Origin of the sequence: Salinilacustrithrix flava, from assembly GCF_041228405.1 — a bacterium.
Taxonomy (GTDB): Bacteria; Actinomycetota; Acidimicrobiia; order Acidimicrobiales; family Salinilacustritrichaceae; genus Salinilacustrithrix; species Salinilacustrithrix flava.
In genome coordinates this window covers 3224232-3242602 of the sequence record NZ_CP133888.1, presented here as the reverse complement: position 1 = coordinate 3242602, position 18371 = coordinate 3224232, and the positions used below count along the sequence as shown (strand labels likewise).

The following is an 18371-nucleotide window of genomic DNA, read 5'->3' as shown; positions in this document are numbered from 1 at the left end:
CCCGGTTCAGAGGGGCGTGATGCCCCACACGACGGCGATCGTGCACCCGGCCGCGAGCGACGGGCCGTAGGGGAACACCACCTTGGTCGAGCGCCGGGCGATCGCGTACGCCCCGCCGCTCAGCACGCCGAGGATGGAGCCGAGCGCGGCGCCGAGGAGCACGGCCCGCAGCGGCCCCACCACCAGGTCGAGCACGCCCCCGGGCTCGTGGCCCCGCCACCCCAGGTAGAAGCCCATGAGCCAGGCCAGCTTCACGTCGCCCCAGCCCATGCCCCGGGGGGAGATGAGGTGGGCGAGGAACAGCATCGACGCGTACAGGAAGCCGCCGATGGCGGCCCCGACGATCGTGCCGGGCGCACCGGCGACCAGGGAGGCCACGACGATGGCGCCGAAGCCGATCGCCATCGACGGGAAGTTGATGCGATCGGGGATCCGGTACACCCGCAGGTCCACGGCGGCGAGGGTGACCAGCGCGGCGACCAGGAACAGGATCGCCGCCGTCGGCGCCGACCAGCCCAGCTCGGCGACCGTGGCCGCGAAGGCCGCGGCCATGACCACCTCGGTGACCGGGAACCAGCGCCGCCACCACGACCCGGGCCGCACGACGGCGAGCACGGGCACCGGTGGCAGGTCGGTGGGCACGGGTTCGAGCTCGTCCAGCAGGGACTCGTCTGCCCCCTCCGGGAGGTCCTTCGGGTCGGTGACGACGTAGCCCGGCTCGCGGACGATCAGCCGGTTGGCGAACGACCCGACGAGGAGGCCGGCGATCCCGGCGAGCACGAGGGCGACGAGGTCCACGGCGGGGCACCCTAGGTTCGGCCGGCGCCGACGACGGTGAGGCCGCCGACCGAACCGGGACCAGGGTCGGGATCAGTGCCCGGGATCAGTGCTTGGTCGAGGACAGGAAGCGCAGCAGCAGGTTCTGGTCGATCTCGTCGCGGCCCGGCTCCGGCGCGGGCTCGGTCGCCTGGGGTTCGGCCGGCTCGGCGTCGGTGTCCCACGTGGCCTCGACGGCCGCGGCCGCCTTCGGGCTGAGCTGGGACAGCTGGGAGAGGACGTCTTCGTCCTCGACCTCGACCTCGAGGTGGGCCGGTGCGGTGACGGGCTCGTCCTCGACGGTGTCGGGCTCGTCCGCCGGCTCCTCGATGGCCTCGATCTGCTCGATCTGCTCGATCTGCTCGGGCTGCTCGGGCTGCTCGAGCTCGGCGGTGTCGGCGGGCTCGGCGATCTCGGCGGCGTCGGGCTCGGCAGGGGGCTGCTCGACGGTGCCGACAGCGACGAAGGACGCCAGGTCGGCGCCGAGGGAGCTGACCGCATCCTGATCCAGCGCCGGCTCCACGAACGTGGGCTCCTCGGACGGGGCGGACCACGATGCACCAGCATCGACGGCGTCGGTGGACGGCGCGTCGAGCACGGCGGGAGCGGCGGTGACCGGGGCCTCGTCGAGCTCGACCAACCCGATCTCGATCAGGTCGCGCAGCTGGCGGCACACGTCGTACTCGCCCTGGCCCAGGCGATCCGCGAGGACGTGACCATCGGCGCCGGTGCCCACCTGGGCGAGGACCCGCCACTGGTTCGGGGCCACGGTGCGCTCGCCATCGAGCTCGGTGACCATGCGGACCCACACGTCGAGCGACGGCACGATCGCCTCGATCTCGCGCCACTCCGCCAGACGGGACTCGGCCTCGGCCAGCACGTCGTCCACGGGACGGGGCTCGCCGTCGGCACCGGGCTCGGCGCCGGAGTCGAACTCGAAGCGGGCGTCGACGAAGCGGAGCAGCTCGAGGGCCACGCCCTCCACCGCGTCCTCGACGGCACGGTCGGCATCAGCGCCGACGATCGCCCCGTCGCGCACCCAGATCCGGCCGCGACCGCGGTCCCCGTCGAGGGCCAGCAGGCCGGTCTTCTTCGTGCTCGAGAGGAGCCGGAGGACATCCGGCAGGCTGAACGTCTCGAGGGTCCCGGACAGCGCCACGACGATCTCCTTCAGAGGCTGGGCTTCGCTCCTGGTTCCTTCGGCGCGATCGGGCCCGTCCTGTAGCGGGAATCCCGACGGTCCTGCCCTCAGCCCGTCGCTGCCGCCCGCATCACGTCGATCGGTGCGTCGCACCCCGTCCAGGCCCGGAGCTGCCGGGCCGCCTGGTGGACGAGCATCCCGAGGCCGTCGACGGTCGTGAGGCCGCGGGTCCGGGCCGCGTCCAGGAGCGGGGTGACGAGCGGGTGGTACACGAGGTCGGCGACCACGGCGCCGGCGGGGAGCAGGTCCGGGTCGGCGGCCAGGGTGGCGTCGTCGCCCATGCCCACGGGGGTGGCCTGGACGAGCAGGTCAGCGGTGCCGAGGTCCGAGGCGGAGCCGACGGCGCCGACGGCTCCGGCCAGCGCGGCGGCGGTGGCCGCCCGACCCGGGTCCCGGTTCACGACCGTCACCTGGGCCGCACCGGCGGTCGCGAGGGAGCGCACCACGGCCCGAGCCGCGCCTCCGGCTCCGAGGACCACGCACCGCCGCCCGGACGGATCCACGCCGGCTTCGACCAGGGAGTCCACGAAGCCGCCACCGTCCGTGTTGTCCCCTATCAGCCGGTCGCCGTCACGGCGCACGCTGTTGACGGCGCCGAGCGCGGCGGCGTCCGCGGTGAGCGCGTCGACCTCGGCCGCGACGGCGCCCTTGTGGGGCATCGTCACCGACAGCCCCTCGATCCCGAGCGCCCGCATCCCGCGCAGCGCAGCGGGCACCTCGCCGGGCGGGACCGGCAGCGCCACGTAGACCCAGTCGAGGCCCAGGGCCTCGTAGGCGGCGTTGTGGATGTCCGGTGAGCGCGAGTGGCGCACCGGCCAGCCGATGACCCCGGCCAGCTGGGTGGCGCCGGTGGGCGTCCGGGTCACCCGCACCCCAGACCGAGGCGGGCGCACTCGGCCTTGGCCTGGTTGAACTCGGCGAAGGAGTCGGTGAAGAAGTGGTTGCCCTGCTCGTCCTGGAGCACGTAGTAGATCCAGTTCCCCTCCGCGGGGTTGAGGGCACCTTCGAGCGACGCCTGGCCCGGCGCGGCGATCGGCGTCGGGGGGATCCCGGCGACCCGGCGGGTGTTGTAGGGCGAGTCGGACTCGAAGTCGAGGTCCTCGCGGTCCCGGCCGCTGATCTCGGCCTCGTACCGGCTGGTGGCGTCGATGCCGAGCGGGATGCCCTGCTCCAGGCGGTTGTAGACCACCCGGGCGACCATCGCCCGCTCCTCCGGGACCCGGGTCTCCTCCTCGATCAGCGAGGCGATGACGAGGATCTCGTAGGGCGTGCGGCCGAGCGCGGCGGCGCGGGCCTCGACGTCGAGCGCCGTGAGGCGGGCATCGGTCTCGGCCACGAGGCGACGGAGGAAGCCGGCCTCGTCCACGTCCTCGTCGATCTCGTAGGTGTCCGGGAACAGCAGGCCCTCGTAGGAGGTCACGCCCTCGGGCTGGTACTGGCTGCGGATCTCGCCCGAGTCGAGCGCGGCCTGCAGCGCCTCGAGCGACCAGCGCTCCACCCCGGTGTCGGGATCGGCGAGGCGCGGCAGGATCTCGGAGACGGTGAGTCCCTCGGGGATGGTGATCCGCTCGAGCTGGGGCGGGCGGGGTCCGCCGTCGAGGACGGCGACGGCCTCGTCGAACGACGAGTTCTGCTGGAACTCGTAGAAGCCGGCCTGGAACGGGCCGACGCCCTCCAGGCGCGTCCAGTAGTCCCAGATGGTGGACGACGTGATGATGTCGTTGTCGACGAGCAGCGCGCCGATGTCCTCGGTGGTGGACCCGGCGGGGATCTCGAGCTCGACGGTGGCGCCGGGTGGGCCGGGCGGGTCGATGCGCTCCTGGATCTGGTTCCAGGCCACGAACGCGCCGGCGGCGAGCAGGGCGAGCAGCACGAGGAACGCGATGAACAGCTTGCGACCGGTGTGGGACGGGGGGTGCCAGTCGTCCCACTCCCCTTCCGCCCACTGCTCCTCCACGTAGTCGCCTTCGTGGTCGTGCACCGTGGCGGTGTCCCAGTCGGCGGCGGGATCGTGATCCCTCGTCCAATCGTCGGTCACGACGGCTCCTCTGCTGCGTGCTCGGCAGGCCGGGCGTCGAGCCAGGCCTGCAGGATGACGGCGGCGGCGACCTTGTCCACGACCCGGCGCCGGGCCGGGCCGCGCAGCTGCTGCGCGTCCAGCGATCGCTCGGCGGTGACGGTGGACAGGCGCTCGTCCCAGGTCTCGACCGGCACGTCGAGCACCTCGGCGAGCTGACCGCACTCGTCGAGGACCCGCCGGGCGGCGTGGCCGACCGAGCCGTCGAGGGAGAGCGGCAGGCCCACCACCACGACCTCGGCGCCGGTCTCGGCGACGTGCGCGGCGATGGCGCGGTGGTCCCGGCGCCGGTCGCCCGAGCGCGCCAGCACCTCGTACGGCGTGGCGAGCGTGCCCGAGGACAGGGCGATGCCGACCCGCTTGGATCCGAGGTCGAGGGCCAGGGCGCGCACCGCGGTCTCAGGCGATGCCGGCCGCGGCGCGGACCAGGTCGAGGGCCTCGTCGAGCCCCCCGGGATCCTTGCCGCCGGCGACCACCAGGCGCGGGTCCTTGCCGCCGCCGCCCTTGATGGCGCGGGTGGCGTCGGCGACGAGGGTGCCGGCGTCGATGCCGGAGTCCTCGGTGGTGGCCGCGACCAGGGCGGCGCCGCCCCCTTCGGGTGCCCCGCCGATGACCACGGCGCGCACCCCGGGGCTGTCCCGCAGGCTGAGCGCCAGCTCGCGCAGGTCGTTGCGCTCGGCGCCGTCCACGCGGGCGACCACGATGCCGTCGACCGCCTGTTCGGCGAGGTTGCCGGCAGCAGCGCCGGCGAGCTGCTTCTTCAGGGCCTTGACCTCGTCCTGGGCCGCCTTGAGCTGATCGCGCAGGCGTCCGACGCCGTCGACGACCTCGCCCACCGGCACGCCGGCGCGGGCCGCGACGTCGGCCAGCTCTGCCTCGCGCTCGCGCAGGCGCTCCACCGGCCCGGTGCCGGCGACCGCCTCGATGCGGCGCAGGTTCGATCCGATGGAGGTCTCGCTCACGATCTTCACCGGGCCGATGTCGCCGAGTCGGGACACGTGGGTGCCGCCGCACAGCTCGATGGAGTTCGGGCCGGCTTCCAGCACCCGCACCCGCTCGCCGTACTTGTCACCGAAGAACGCGATGGCGCCGAGGGCCCGGGCCTCCTCCATGGATGTCTCGTAGTGGCGAGCCTCGGGGTTGGCCAGGATCTCGTGGTTGGCGAGGTCCTCGATCTCGGCGATCTGCTCGGGGGTCACGGCCTCGAAGTGGCTGAAGTCGAAGCGCAGCCGGTCGGGCAGCACGATCGAGCCCTGCTGCTTGACGTGGTCGCCGAGCACCTTGCGCAGCGCCCAGTGCAGGATGTGGGTGCCGGTGTGGTGGCGCTTGATGGCGGCCCGCCGCTCGCTGTCGATGCTGGCGGTGACCTCGTCGCCGACCTCGAAGGCACCCTCGGTGACCCGCGCGACGTGGCGGTGCAGGCCGGGCAGGGCGTAGACGGTGTCGAGCACCTCGGCACGGGCGCCGTCGGCGGTGATCTCGCCGGTGTCGCCGACCTGGCCGCCGGACTCGGCGTAGAAGGGCGTGGCTTCCAGGAAGATCGACACGGTGCCCTCGGCGCCGGGGACGACCCCGACGACCGTGGTGGTGGTGCTGTCGACCTCGCGGCCGACGAACTCGGTGGGTCCGCTGGCGTCGAGCACGGCGCGGAAGGCGTCGACCTCGTCGCCGACGGCCACGCCGCCCCCCTTGGCTGCCGCCTTGGCCCGGGCCCGCTGGTCGGCCATGGCCTTGCGGAACGCGTCCTCGTCCACGTCGTAGCCGCGCTCGGCCGCGATCTCCTGGGTGACCTCGAACGGGAAGCCGTGGGTGTCGTGCAGGGTGAACGCGACGGTTCCGTCGACCGTGCCGCCTTCGGGGATGGTGGCGATGTGGCTGTCGAGCATCGTGGAGCCGGTGCGCAGGGTCCGTCGGAAGCGGTCCTCCTCGCGGCTGACGATGGTGAGCACGCTGTCCGCGCTCTCGGCGAGCTCGGGGTAGGCCTCCCCCATCAGCTCGACGCAGGTCTCGATCATCGGCGGCAGCACCGGCTTCTCGACGCCGAGCATGTAGGAGAAGTACACGGCCCGGCGCAGGACGCGGCGCAGCACGTAGCCGCGATCCTCGTTGGAGGGCATGACGCCGTCGGCGACCAGGAAGGCCACGGTGCGGGTGTGGTCGGCGATCAGCCGCAGGGCGATGTCGTGGAGGCGGTCGCCGCCGAAGCGGGCGCCGGTGACCTCCTGGGCTCGGTCGGTGAGCACCGAGAGGGTGTCGGCCGCGTAGAGCGAGGGCGAGTCGGCCAGCACGCCGAGGATGCGCTCGAGGCCGGCGCCGGTGTCGATGCCGGGGGCGTCGAGGTCGCGCAGGGAGCCGTCGGGCTGGCGGAAGTACTGGGGGAACACCAGGTTCCAGAACTCGACGTAGCGCTCCTCGGCCGCCGGGTTCGCCGGGCCGCCGTCGGGGCCCTCGTCGGGGCCGAAGTCCCAGAACAGCTCCGAGGACGGGCCGCACGGGCCGGTGTCGCCCATCTCCCAGAAGTTGTCCTTGTCGAGGCGCTGGATCCGCTCGCGCGGGAAGCCGACAGAGTCGGCCCAGATGTCCTCGGCCTCGTCGTCGGAGGTGTGGACCGTGATCCACATGCGGTCGCCGTCGAGGCCGAGCACCTCGGTGACGAACTCCCACGCCCACGGGATGGCGTCTTCCTTGAAGTAGTCGCCGAAGCTGAAGTTGCCGAGCATCTCGAAGAAGCTCAGGTGCCGGCGGGAGCGGCCGATGGCGTCGAGGTCGTTGTGCTTGCCCCCGGCGCGGACGCAGCGCTGCACCGAGACGGCCCGGGCCGGGTCGAACGGCGGCGCCTCCTCCCCGAGGAAGTACGGGACGAAGGGCATCATCCCGGAGTTGACGAACATCGGGGCCGACGGGTGGTGCGGGATGAGACCCGCGGAGGGCACCGACGTGTGGCCGCGCTCGACGAAGAACTGTGTCCAGGCGCGGCGGAGTTCGTCTGCTCTCACCTCGCCGAGCCTATCCGTGGAGGGTCAGCCGCCCCGAGGCGTTCGCTCCCGCTGGCGCCGGGCGACCTCGGCCTCGGCCCCGTGCTCGGAGGGTTCGTAGTAGGTCCGGTCGGCCACGCCCGCGGGCCGGTGCTCCTGTTCGACCCATCCCCTCGGGTCGTCGTGGGGGTAGCGGTAGCCCCGGCCGTGACCGATGGCGCCGGCCCCCTGGTAGTGGGCATCGCGGAGGTGGGCCGGCACCTCTCCCGCCGGCTGGTCCCGCACGTCGGACTGCGCCGCCCACCAGGCCTTGGCGACCCGGTTCGACTTGGGAGCGGACGACAGGTGCACGACCGCCTGCGCGAGGTTGTGCCCGGCCTCGGGGAGCCCCACGAACTCCACGGCGTGCGCCGCCGCGTTGGCCACCAGCAGGCTCGTCGGGTCGGCCATCCCGATGTCCTCCGAGGCCAGGATCACCAGACGCCTCGCGATGAACCGGGCGTCCTCGCCGGCCTCGACCATCCGGGCCAGCCAGTACAGCCCGGCGTCGGCGTCGCTGCCCCGGATCGACTTGATGAAGGCCGAGACCACGTCGTAGTGGTCGTCGACGCCGTAGCGCAGGGCGTTGGTCCCGAGCGCGGCCTCGGCGTCGGCCAGCGTGACCGTGACCCCGGTCCGGCCAGTCCCGTCGGTCCCCTCGCCGGCCTCGGTGCGGGCCGTGGCGAGCGCGACGGCGACCTCGAGGGCGGTGAGGGCCTGGCGGCCGTCCCCGTTGGCCCGCTCGGCCAGGTGCTCGATCGCCTCGTCGGTGGCCGTCGCCCCCTCGGCCCCGAGCCCGTTGCCGAGCAGGGTGCGCACCGCGTCGGTGGTGAGGGGCTCGAGCCGGAACAGGGTGGAGCGGCTGCGGAGCGGCGCGTTCACCTCGAAGTACGGGTTCTCGGTGGTGGCCCCGATCAGGACGACGAGGCCCTCCTCGACCGCCGGCAGCAGCGCGTCCTGCTGGGCCTTGTTGAACCGGTGGATCTCGTCGAGGAACAGGATCGTGCCGCGCCCCTGCTCGCCGAGCCGGTGCCGGGCCTGGGCGATCGTCTCCCGCACGTCCTTCACCGTGGCCGTCACCGCCGAGAGCTGGACGAACACCTTCTCGGTGTGGGCGGCCACGGCCCGGGCCAGCGTCGTCTTGCCCGTGCCGGGCGGGCCCCAGAGCAGGGCCGAGGACAGCCGGTCGCGCTCGACGAGCGACCGCAGCGGCTTGCCGGGGCCGAGCAGGTGCTCCTGGCCGACGATGTCGTCGAGGGAGCGGGGGCGCAGGCGGGCGGCGAGGGGCTGGCGGGACTCGAGGCGCTCCGATGCCGCCGCGGCGAAGAGGTCATCGCTCACGGGGCCACCGCCGGGCCGTCGGGGCGCTGGTCGGCCGGCACCCACGTGGTCAGGAAGGTCTCGGCCAGCAGGGCGGCGTGACGGATCGGATCCATCTTGGCCAGGCGGGCGGCCTCGATGCGGTCGCCGATCTCCCGGTCGACCCGGGCGAGCACCTCGGTGGCCGTGAGCGCCGCCGAGGAGCGGTAGGCCAGCACCGCACCCCCGTTGCACACGAAGTCGGGCAGCGCGGCGATCCGCCTCGCCCGCAGCTCGGCCAGCCCGGCCACGGTGTAGGGCACGTTCGCGGCGGGCGCGATCACCTCGGCCTGGACCCGCGCCGCAAGCGCCGCGTCGTACACGCCCACCCGGGCACCGGGGACGAGCACGTCGACCCGCAGCTCGTGGAGCTCGCGGGGCAGGTGGACGTCGAGTCCGAGGTGGTGGACGAAGGACTCGCCGTGCTCGGCGCGGGCCGCCACCAGCTCGTCGACGTCGAACCCGCCCGCCTTGGCGACCGCGCCCCGCAGGGTCGACACCGCCACCACCCGGCCGCCCCGGCGGACGACCTCCCGGGCCACGCCGTGGCCGACCTTGCCGAAGCCCTCGACCGCGACCGTGCGGCCTTCGAGCGTGCCGAGCCACGCCGCCGCCGCGGCGACCACGCCCCGCCCGGTGACCAGCTCCTCGAAGCCGACGCCGTCGATGACCTCCCGGAGCACCGCGGGCGTGTCGTCCCCGAACCCGGCGAAGTCGGCCGTGGTGGTGCCGAGGTCGGCGCCGGTGAAGAACCGACCCTCGTCCACCATCGGCTGGATCTCCTCGCAGTACCGGGCGAGCGTCTCGGCCCGGCTGTCGAGGAGGCGAGGCCGGATGCCGGCTTTGGCGCCGCCCATGCGGGCCTCGAACACGGCGAGCTTGTAGGTCATGGCCCGGGCCAGCAGCGCCAGCTCGTCCACGGTGACGTCCTCGGCCATGCGGGTGCCGCCCGCCGCGGGCGTCACGACCTCGGGATCCATGTCGAACACGATCTCGCCGTCGACCGAGCGGAGGTGGTGGACCTGCACGGCGCCGAGGCTACGGGCAGGATGGTGCGGTGACCGAGGGCGCCCGATGACCGAGCCGCTGGACCCGCTCGCGGCCGACGAGGTCCTCCGCCGGGCCGCCGAGATCAGCGCGCAGGACCGCCCGGTCCCCGCCCACGGCGGCTACGACCGCCGCGCCCTGACCGAGGCGGCGTCGGAGGTCGGCATCGCGCGCGGCGCCGTGGAGCTGGCGCTGGCCGAGCACGACGCCGGCATCCTGGTCCACAGCGATGCCCGGGGTGGACTGCTCGGCCCCTCCCGGGTGCTGGAGACCCGGGTCGTCCCGCGGACCGTGCCCGAGTCCCGCGGGCACGTCATCCACTGGCTGCGCAGCCAGCTCCTCCACCGCGACGAGCGCCAGGGCACCGCCGAGGTGTGGCGACCCCGGGACGACCTCGGCGCCAAGCTCCGGCGCAAGGTGGATGCCCGCACCGCCCGTCGGGTCCGCCTCGGCGACGTCGACGCGGTCGAGGTCTCCGTCGTCGACTGCGGCGAGGGCCGGAGCCTGGTCCGCCTCGAGGTGGTCTTCGACGACATGCGACGCGGGCTGCGCACCGGGGTCGTGGTCGTCCCCGCCGCGGTCACTCCGGTGCTGGGCGTGGCGGCAGCCGTGCTCACGCAGCAGCCCGAGCTGGTTTTCATCTCGTTGCCTGTGGCCGGGGCGCTCGGCGCCGTCGGCACCGTGGCCGGCCGCAAGACCCTGGCCGACCAGCGCGAGCGCGCCCGCCGCGCCCTGTGCTCGTTCCTCGACGGCCTCGAAGAAGCCTGACCCGTGCTGTCGGCGATGTTGCGAGCCCCTGGCGAGCAACTCGAGGTCGCCGGAGGCGACACTCAGTCCAGGCGGGGCAGGACCCGCAGGCCGAGCTCCTCGAGCACCCGGGGCTCGAGCTCGCTCGGTGCGTCGGTGAGGGGGTCGGCCCCCTTCTGGGTCTTGGGGAACGCGATGACCTCGCGGATGTTGGTCTCCCCGGCGAGGAGCGCCACGAGCCGGTCGATGCCGTAGGCGAATCCGGCGTGCGGCGGCGGGCCGAAGCGGAAGGCGTCGAGGAGGAAGCCGAACTTCTCCTGGGCCTCCTCCTGCGCGATGCCGAGCGCGTCGAACACCCGCTGCTGGACGTCGCTGCGGTGGATACGGACGCTGCCGGAGCCGAGCTCCCAGCCGTTGCACACCAGGTCGTAGGCGACCGAGCGGACCTTCGTGGGGTCGGACTCGATGAGGCCGGCCTCGAGGTCCTCGGCGTTGGGCATCGTGAACGGGTGGTGCATGGCCTGGGGACGGCCGTCGGGCCCGAGCTCGTCGTCGAACATCGGGAAGTCGGTGACCCACAGGAACTCGAGGCTCCCCTCGTCCATCGGCGGCTTGCCGAGGTCGACCCGCAGCAGGCCGAGGACGTGGCGGGCGACCGGACGCTCGTCGGCGACCAGGAACACCATGTCGCCCGGCGCGGCGTCGAGGGCGGTGATCGTGGCCGCCGACTCGGTCTCGGACAGGAACTTGGCCACCCCGCCCTCGAGGGCGGGCGCCTGGCGCTCGCCGGCGACGACGCGCATCCACGCCAGGCCCTTGGCGCCCCACAGCTTGGCCCGGTCCACGAGGCCGTCGATCTGCTTGCGGGTGAGCTCGGCGCCGCCCTCGAGGCGGATGCCCTTGACGCACGGGGCCTTGAAGACGTTGGCCTCGGTGTCGGCGAACACCTCGGTCAGCTCGACCAGCTCCATGCCGAAGCGGGTGTCGGGCTTGTCCGAGCCGTAGCGCTCCATGGCCTCCTCCCACGTCATCCGCGGGACGTCGCCGATGTCCTCTCCCGTGATGTCGCTGACCGCGGCGCGCACCGACTGGGTGACGAAGTCGAGCACCTCCTCCTGGCCGACGAAGGAGCACTCCATGTCGAGCTGGGTGAACTCGAACTGGCGGTCGGCGCGCAGGTCCTCGTCGCGGAGGCAGCGGGCGATCTGGAAGTACCGGTCGACGCCGCCCACCATGCAGAGCTGCTTGTACAGCTGGGGTGACTGGGGCAGGGCGTAGAAGCTGCCCGGGTGGAGGCGGGACGGCACGACGAAGTCGCGGGCGCCTTCGGGCGTGGACGCGATGAGCATCGGCGTCTCGACCTCGACGAAGCCGTTGTCGATGAACGTGCGTCGGATGGCGGCGTTGACGATGGTGCGCACCTGGAGGTTCTTCTGCAGGCGGGCCCGGCGCAGGTCGAGGTAGCGGTGGCGCAGGCGGATGGTCTCGTCCACCTCGGTGCGCTCGTGGATCGGGAAGGGCGCCGGCTCGGAGGTGGACAGCACCTCGACGGTGCAGTCCTGCAGCTCGATCTCGCCGGTGTCGAGCTTGTCGTTGGTGGCGCCCTCGAACCGGGCCTGCACGGTGCCGGTGATGCGCAGCACGTACTCGCTGCGCAGGTCGTGGGCCTTGGCCACGACGCACTGGGTGATGCCGGTGCGGTCGCGCAGGTCGATGAAGGCGAGCTGCTCGCCGTGCTCGCGCCGGTTCTCCACCCACCCGCAGAGCGAGACGGTGGCGCCGATGTCGCTGGCGCGCAGCTCACCGCACCAGTGGGTGCGCAGGCCGACGGCTGGGCCGGTCGAGAGGATCTCGGTCACGGGGTCTCCACTTGTGGATCGGGGGCGAGGAGGGCGACGACCTCGTCGACGAGGTCGGGGCGGGCGACGGAGCGCTGGCCCCGATCGCCGCGCAGGTCGCGCACGATGGCGTGGCCGGCCTTGGCTTCGTCGGCGCCGACGATGACAGCGAGCTCGGCACCGGAGCGGTCGGCGGCCTTCATCTGGGCCCGCATGGACCGGCCGTCCCAGGCCCGGTCGGCAGAGAGGCCGCGATCGCGCAGGGCTTCGGCGATGTCGCGCGCGTGGTGGCCGCCGGTGGTGTCGATCACGAAGACGTCGACGCCGGTGTCCGGGGTGGGGAACGCCTCCTCGGCGTCGAGGTGCAGCAGGACGCGCTCGATCCCCGACCCGAAGCCGATGCCGGGGGTCTCGGGCCCGCCGAGCGCCTCGACGAGGCCGTTGTAGCGGCCGCCCCCGATGATGGTGGACTGGGCCGCGTCGAGCGCCGTGCTCTGGAACTCGAACAGGGTGTGGGTGTAGTAGTCGAGCCCACGCACGAGGCGCTGGTCGATGGCGAACTCGATGTCGAGCGCTCGGAGCCCGGCTTGGACCCGTTCGAATCGGTCGACGCTCTCGGCTGACAGCACGTCGGAGATGCGAGGGGCGTCGGCCGTGGCCTGCATCGTCTCGCGGCGCTTGGAGTCCAGCACGCGCATCGGGTTGCGCTCGACCTTCTCGCGATCCTCCTCGGCGAGCTGGTCGCGCACGTCGGCGAGGTAGGCGCGCAGGATCTCCATGTAGTTCGCCCGGTCCTCGGCGTCGCCCATGGAGTTGATGATCAGCAGGTAGCGAGACGCGCCGAGCGTGCGCAAGTAGCGTTCGGCCAGCGCGATGACCTCGACGTCCACGTCCGGGTCATCGACGCCGAGCACCTCGACGCCGACCTGGTGGTGCTGGCGGTAGCGGCCCTTCTGGGGCTTCTCGTACCGGAACGCGGGCGTGACGTACCAGGCCTTCCAGGGCACCAGGGGACGGTGCTCGACGAACGCGCGCACGACGCTGGCCGTGCCCTCGGGCCGCAGCGCGATGCGCCGGCCGCCCTTGTCCTCGAAGTCGTACATCTCCTTGGTGACGACGTCGGTGGCGGCGCCCATGCGCTGGAACACGCCGAGGTCCTCGAACATCGGCGTGTGGATCATCCCGTAGCCGTAGCGCTGGGCGATCTCGCCGAAGGTGGCGAGGAGCGCGATCCACCGAGCCGACTCCGGCGCGAGCACGTCGCGCGTGCCGATCGGAGCGGAGAAGGCGGGCGTGGACACGGCGGCTGAGGGTAGTGGCTGCCCCCCGGACCACCGAGTTGGCTTCCGGCCACCAGGACTGGAGCACGACGTTCGCGGTGATGCTCCCACGCTGGGCGGTTCCCCGGCGCGGAATCCGTGGTTCCCCGCATGAAGACCGATCTCCCGGGTACCGAGCAGACGTGGGATCCACGTACCAGGCCGCGGCGATGACACCGCATCGAGCGAGAGCGATCCTGGCCGTGACGCCCGAGGCATCCCCGCAGGAGATCGAGCGAGCCTTCCGGCTCGCCATGCGCGCCTCCCACCCGGATCGGGGTGGCGATGCCGGTCGGGCCCAGCTGCTCCTGGACGCCCGCCGCTGCCTCCGAGCCGACCGGTCCCGCGGGATGGACGCCGAGCGCCGCGTCGTGGTCGTCCCCGCAGCCACCCGCCGAGACCGCGTCACCGCCCTCCTCACCCGACTCCGACTCCTCCGCCGTCCCACCCGCGTCCGTTGAGCCCGAAAGGTTCCCTCATGCAAAGCAACCTCCGCTTCTGGATCATCGTCGGCCTCGCCGTCGGCGGCGTCTGGGCCTTCACCGGCCTCGACGGCGCCCTGCTCACGCTCGGCCTCGGCGCTGTGGGGCTGCTCCTCGGCATCGTGATCGAACAAGGCATCAACGTCCGAGACGTGCTGCGCCAGGACCGCGACGCCTGATCCCTCCCACGAGATCCAAGCCACTTCCCAGCCCACCACACAAGGAGCGTCCAATGACCGACACCAGCACCAGCACCAGCATGCAGAACCAGAGCAAGGACCGTCCCTCGACCGGCGGCGGCGCCAGCGGCTCCCTCGCCCGCCTCGAGACCGACAAGGGCGTGACCTCGATCTCCGAGGACGTCGTCGGCAAGATCGCCGCCATCGCCGCACGCGAGGTCGAAGGCGTCGAGTCCCTGGGCGGCGCCATCTCCGGTGCGCTCAGCAGCGTCGTCGGCCGCATCCGGGGTGACGAGCACAAGACCGCCGGCGTCGGCGTCGAGGTCGGCACCAAGCAGGCAGCCGTCGACCTGTCGATGACCATCCGCTACCCGGCGTCGATCATGGACGTGACCGGTGCCGTGCGCCAGAACGTCATCGACCGCATCGAGACCATGACGGGGCTCGAGGTCGTCGAGGTGAACATCGCCGTGAACGACCTCGCCTTCCCGGGCGGCGACCAGGACCAGAACACCGGTCGGGTCGAGTAGCCGATGCCCGCCGACGCCGATCCGCGGCCGCCGTCGCCTGTGGACGTCGCCCGGGTCGTCGCGGACGCGGCGAGATCGCACGACGACGTCGTGGACCTCGACGCCGGGCTCGCCGGCGAGTTCGCGACCTACGGGCTCGGCGACCGCGTCCCCGGCGTCCGGGTGGAGGTCGATCGCGACGGACGCACCCAGGTGCACCTGCGCCTGGTCGTGCGCTTCGGTCGGCCCCTCCCCGACATCGGTGACGAGGTCCGGTCCCGGGTCGCCGCCGGGCTCGACAGCGCTGCCGAACCCGACGTCCACGTCCACGTCGCCGACATCGTCGACGATCACGCCGAGCTCGACCACCCAGGAGCCCCATGACCCTGCTGCGCCGCTTCCTCGCCCTCGTGGTCGCCCTCGCGCTGGCGGCCACGGCCGGCATCGTCATCGCCGAAGCGGTCGGCATCCGCATCGGCGAGAGCCCCGTGCTGCTGCCGATCGACGAGTGGGAGCAGCGCCTCACCACGGGTGACTGGCGCACATGGAGCGCGGATGCCTGGACCATCGCCTCCGCGATCGTCCTCGGCGTGGGCCTGCTCCTCGTCGCGCTGCAGCTCATCCCCCACCGCACGACCACGCTCGACCGCAAGCGGGCCGACGGCGAGCGCGAGGTGCGGTTCGGGCGCAGCGGGCTGAACGAGCGGCTGCGCGACCTCGTGGTCGACGAGGACGGTGTGCTCGGCGGCAAGGCCAAGGTCGCGAAGCGCAAGACCAAGGTGACGGCGCGCATCCCCGACGGTGCGGATCCGAAGCCTGCCGAGCAGTCGGTGCGAGCAGCGGTCCGCGAGGAGATCGACCGACTGCGGCTGGCCAAGAAGCAACGGGTGCGGGTCGACGCGGTCCACACCGATGATCGGGTGATCTGACGTGATCGACGGCTTCAACCGCTTCTTGCTCCTCCTCCTGGGCCTGGTCCTCGCCGGGGCCGGGGCGCTCGGCCTCGCCGCGGGCGAGGGTGCCTTCGACGACCTGGACTCCCCTGCCACCCTCTACGACGACGCGCGCGCCGAGGTGGTCGCCGATCCGGACCTCTGGTACGCCGTCGTGCTCGGCGTGAGCGGGCTCGTCCTGGCGTTCGCGCTGCTGTGGCTGTTCAAGCAGTTCGCCAGCCGCCCCGGTGGCCCCCACCTGTCGACCGTCACCGTCGCCGCCGACCGCCGGGGGCGCACGACCCTCGAGCCCGTGGCCGTGGCCCAGGCCATGGAGAACGACCTGGAGACGGTCGACGGGGTCCGCTCGGCCCGGGTGCGCATCCGGTCCATGGGCCAGGAGCCTGCGATGCGGGTGCGGCTCACCGTCGACCGCGCCGCCGACCCCGACCGCGTGCTCGGCGACGCCGAGCACGCACTCCAGCGGGGAGCGCAGAGCCTCAGCGCGTCCGACGTGGCCGCCCGCATCCGCATCGACTTCGCCGGTCGGGACGAATCCCGCGTCGTCTGAGGAGCGGTGCCCGGCGAACCGGGCTGCTCAGCCGCCCTTGCCCGGCACGACCCGGTAGGCGTCGTAGACGGAGTCGATGGCCCGGATGCTGGAGATGGCCGAGTCGAGGTGGGCGGGGTCGCCGAGCTCGAACTCGAAGCGCATGGTCGACACGCGGTCGCTGCCGGTGGTGGTCGACGACGCCAGGATGTTCACGTGGTGGTCCGACAGGGCCGAGGTGACGTCGAACAGCAGGCGGGAGCGGTCGAGGGCCTTGACCTCGATGGAGGCGACGTACACACCTGCGGAGTCGCCGTCCCACTCGACGTCGATGAGCCTGTCCCGTTGCCCGGTGCCGAGGGACACCGCGTTGGCGCAGTCGGCGCGGTGGACCGACACGCCGCGCCCGCGGGTGATGAAGCCGACGATCTCGTCACCGGGCACCGGCGTGCAGCACCGCGACAGCCGGACCATGACGTCGTCGAGGCCCTCGACGTGCACGCCGGTCTTGGACTTCCGGGCCCGGGAGCGGCTCCGACGGTCGTGGACCAGGTTGGTGGCCAGCTGCTCCGGCTCGACGGCGTCGGTGTCCTGGAGCGCCTTGACGACCCGGCCGGCCACGGACTTGGCCGAGAGGTGGTGCTCGCCGATGGCGGCGTACAGCGAGTCCAGGTCGGCGTAGTTGGCCTGGTTGGCGATGTCCTGGAGCGCAGCGGTGACCGGCTCGGTCTTGATCGGCACGTTCTCCCGCCGCAGCGCCTTGACCAGGTCCTCCCGACCGGTCTCGATCGCGTCCTCGCGCCGCTCGCGTGAGAACCACTGGCGGATCTTGTTGCGGGCCCGGGGGCTGACCACCACCTGCAGCCAGTCGCGCGACGGCCCGGCGCCCTCGACCTTGGAGGTGACGACCTCGACCGTGTCGCCCGAGCTCAGCTCGCTGTGGAGCGGGACGAGGCGGCCGTTCACCTTGGCGCCGATGCAGGTGTGCCCGACCTCGGTGTGGACCGTGTAGGCGAAGTCGATCGGCGTGGCGCCCTTCGGCAGCGTGATGACCCGACCCTTCGGGGTGAAGGCGAAGACCTCGTCCTGTTCGAGGTCCACCTTCAGGTTCTTCATGAACTCGTCGGGATCGGTGGACTCCTCCTGCCAGTCCACGATGCGCGACAGCCAGGCCAGGTCGTCGTCGTGGCTGCGCTCCTGGGGCCCGGTGCTCGACTTGTACTGCCAGTGGGCGGCCACGCCCCGCTCGGCGCGGGCGTGCATCTCCCGGGTGCGGATCTGCACCTCCAGCGGCTTGCCCTGCGGTCCGACCACCGTCGTGTGCAACGACTGGTACAGGTTGAACTTGGGCATCGCGATGTAGTCCTTGAACCGCCCCGGCACCGGCTTCCACGTGGCGTGGATGGAGCCGAGGGCGGCGTAGCAGTCCTTCACCGAGTCCACCACGACCCGGATGGCGACCAGGTCGAAGATGTCGTCGAAGTCCCGCCCCTTGACGACCATCTTCTCGTAGATGCTCCACATGTGCTTCGGCCGACCGGTGACCTCGGCCGTGAGCCGCAGCTCCTCGAGGCGCTCCTCGACCTGGTGGATCACCTGGTGCAGGTACAGGTCGCGCTCGGGCGTGCGGGTCGAGACCATGTGGTCGATCTCGGCGAAGCGCTTCGGGTGCAGGGCGGCGAAGCTGAGGTCCTCGAGCTGCTGGCGCACCTCCTGCATGCCGAGCCGGTGGGCCAGGGGGGCGTAGATGTCGAGGGTCTCGCGGGCGGTGCGCTCCTGCTTGAAGTGCGCCATGCCGGCGATGGTCCGCATGTTGTGGAGGCGGTCGGCGAGCTTGATGATCAGGACCCGCAGGTCCTTGGACATGGCCACGATCATCTTGCGCACCGTGGCGGCCTGCTGCTGCTCCTTGGTGTCGAAGTGGATCCGGTCGAGCTTGGTGACGCCGTCGACGATGGCAGCCACCTCGGCGCCGAACTCCTCCTCGACGTCGGCCAGCGACATGGCGGTGTCCTCGACCGCGTCGTGGAGCAGCGCCGCCGCGATGGTGACGTCGTCGAGGCCGAGGTCGGCCACGATCTTGGCCACCGCGATCGGGTGGTGGATGTAGGCCTCGCCGGTCTGGCGCAGCTGGCCGTGGTGGGCCGCCGACGACGACAGGTACGCCCGGGTGATGAGGTCGGTGCGGGCGGTGCGGCCGTGCCGTGCCCGGAACGCCGTCAGGAGCGGCGCGACCTCTTCCGCCGGGGGCGGACTGCTCCGGCGCCAGGGCAGGACCCGATCGACCGTGGACGGCACCC

At 72.5% G+C, this 18371-nt stretch carries 18 protein-coding genes; 7 read left to right on the top strand and 11 right to left on the bottom strand.

Features of this window, described 5'->3' with window-relative positions; translation table 11 throughout:
• Positions 1-6: 6 nt before the first annotated feature.
• The 8 genes from RGQ06_RS15905 to RGQ06_RS15870 all read right to left on the bottom strand — a co-directional run bounded on the left by RGQ06_RS15905 (position 7) and on the right by RGQ06_RS15870 (position 9496).
• Entirely contained in the window at positions 7-798 is a 792-nt protein-coding gene (locus tag RGQ06_RS15905; protein WP_432429491.1) for a prepilin peptidase, read from the bottom strand.
• A gap of 85 nt (positions 799-883) precedes the next feature.
• Positions 884-1975 carry a DUF4388 domain-containing protein gene (locus tag RGQ06_RS15900; protein WP_432429492.1) on the bottom strand — a complete coding sequence of 364 codons (1092 nt, stop codon included), beginning with the start codon at positions 1973-1975 and terminating at the stop codon, positions 884-886.
• An 89-nt stretch (positions 1976-2064) separates the two neighbouring features.
• Positions 2065-2883, bottom strand: a complete 819-nt coding sequence (locus RGQ06_RS15895) for a shikimate dehydrogenase (protein ID WP_432429493.1) — start codon at positions 2881-2883, stop codon at positions 2065-2067.
• Positions 2880-4055: an endolytic transglycosylase MltG gene (mltG, locus tag RGQ06_RS15890; RefSeq protein ID WP_432429494.1), complete on the bottom strand. Its 1176-nt coding sequence runs from the start codon at positions 4053-4055 to the stop codon at positions 2880-2882. Before mltG ends, RGQ06_RS15895 begins: the two co-directional genes overlap by 4 nt.
• Complete coding sequence (gene ruvX / locus RGQ06_RS15885; protein WP_432429495.1) at positions 4052-4486, bottom strand: Holliday junction resolvase RuvX; 435 nt, start codon at positions 4484-4486, stop codon at positions 4052-4054. The genes mltG and ruvX overlap by 4 nt, the downstream gene beginning before the upstream one ends.
• Before the next feature lie 7 nt (positions 4487-4493).
• Positions 4494-7091 (bottom strand): alanine--tRNA ligase, encoded by a 2598-nt coding sequence (gene alaS, locus RGQ06_RS15880; RefSeq protein WP_432429496.1) that lies wholly within the window; start codon positions 7089-7091, stop codon positions 4494-4496.
• Between the two features lie 24 nt (positions 7092-7115).
• Positions 7116-8450 carry a replication-associated recombination protein A gene (locus RGQ06_RS15875; RefSeq protein ID WP_432429497.1) on the bottom strand — a complete coding sequence of 445 codons (1335 nt, stop codon included), beginning with the start codon at positions 8448-8450 and terminating at the stop codon, positions 7116-7118.
• Entirely contained in the window at positions 8447-9496 is a 1050-nt protein-coding gene (locus RGQ06_RS15870) for a Glu/Leu/Phe/Val dehydrogenase dimerization domain-containing protein (RefSeq protein ID WP_432429498.1), read from the bottom strand. Before RGQ06_RS15870 ends, RGQ06_RS15875 begins: the two co-directional genes overlap by 4 nt.
• A 46-nt stretch (positions 9497-9542) precedes the next feature.
• Between RGQ06_RS15870 and RGQ06_RS15865 the strand changes: the two genes are divergently transcribed.
• Positions 9543-10283, top strand: a complete 741-nt coding sequence (locus RGQ06_RS15865) for a hypothetical protein (RefSeq protein WP_432429499.1) — start codon at positions 9543-9545, stop codon at positions 10281-10283.
• A 62-nt stretch (positions 10284-10345) separates the two neighbouring features.
• Here RGQ06_RS15865 and aspS read toward each other — a convergent pair whose 3' ends face one another.
• Positions 10346-12121 carry an aspartate--tRNA ligase gene (aspS, locus tag RGQ06_RS15860; RefSeq protein WP_432429500.1) on the bottom strand — a complete coding sequence of 592 codons (1776 nt, stop codon included), beginning with the start codon at positions 12119-12121 and terminating at the stop codon, positions 10346-10348.
• The gene (gene hisS / locus RGQ06_RS15855) at positions 12118-13401 is read right to left on the bottom strand and encodes a histidine--tRNA ligase (RefSeq protein ID WP_432429501.1); all 1284 of its coding nucleotides are present in this window, start codon (positions 13399-13401) and stop codon (positions 12118-12120) included. Before hisS ends, aspS begins: the two co-directional genes overlap by 4 nt.
• Before the next feature lie 161 nt (positions 13402-13562).
• Here hisS and RGQ06_RS15850 point away from each other — a divergent pair, with 161 nt between their 5' ends.
• The 6 genes from RGQ06_RS15850 to RGQ06_RS15825 are packed head-to-tail and all read left to right on the top strand — an operon-like array spanning position 13563 to position 16092.
• Positions 13563-13880 carry a J domain-containing protein gene (locus RGQ06_RS15850; RefSeq protein ID WP_432429502.1) on the top strand — a complete coding sequence of 106 codons (318 nt, stop codon included), beginning with the start codon at positions 13563-13565 and terminating at the stop codon, positions 13878-13880.
• Between the two features lie 17 nt (positions 13881-13897).
• Positions 13898-14080: a hypothetical protein gene (locus RGQ06_RS15845; RefSeq protein WP_432429503.1), complete on the top strand. Its 183-nt coding sequence runs from the start codon at positions 13898-13900 to the stop codon at positions 14078-14080.
• Positions 14081-14133: 53 nt separating this feature from the next.
• Positions 14134-14610 (top strand): Asp23/Gls24 family envelope stress response protein, encoded by a 477-nt coding sequence (locus tag RGQ06_RS15840; protein WP_432429504.1) that lies wholly within the window; start codon positions 14134-14136, stop codon positions 14608-14610.
• Between the two features lie 3 nt (positions 14611-14613).
• On the top strand, positions 14614-14973 hold the full coding sequence (locus RGQ06_RS15835; RefSeq protein WP_432429505.1) for an Asp23/Gls24 family envelope stress response protein: 360 nt from the start codon (positions 14614-14616) through the stop codon (positions 14971-14973).
• Positions 14970-15518 (top strand): DUF6286 domain-containing protein, encoded by a 549-nt coding sequence (locus tag RGQ06_RS15830; protein WP_432429506.1) that lies wholly within the window; start codon positions 14970-14972, stop codon positions 15516-15518. Before RGQ06_RS15835 ends, RGQ06_RS15830 begins: the two co-directional genes overlap by 4 nt.
• A 1-nt stretch (position 15519) precedes the next feature.
• On the top strand, positions 15520-16092 hold the full coding sequence (locus RGQ06_RS15825) for a hypothetical protein (protein WP_432429507.1): 573 nt from the start codon (positions 15520-15522) through the stop codon (positions 16090-16092).
• 27 nt (positions 16093-16119) lie between these two features.
• On the opposite strand, the gene RGQ06_RS15820 is transcribed toward RGQ06_RS15825, so the two are convergent.
• Positions 16120-18369: a RelA/SpoT family protein gene (locus RGQ06_RS15820; protein ID WP_432429508.1), complete on the bottom strand. Its 2250-nt coding sequence runs from the start codon at positions 18367-18369 to the stop codon at positions 16120-16122.
• Between the last annotated feature and the right edge of the window lie 2 nt (positions 18370-18371).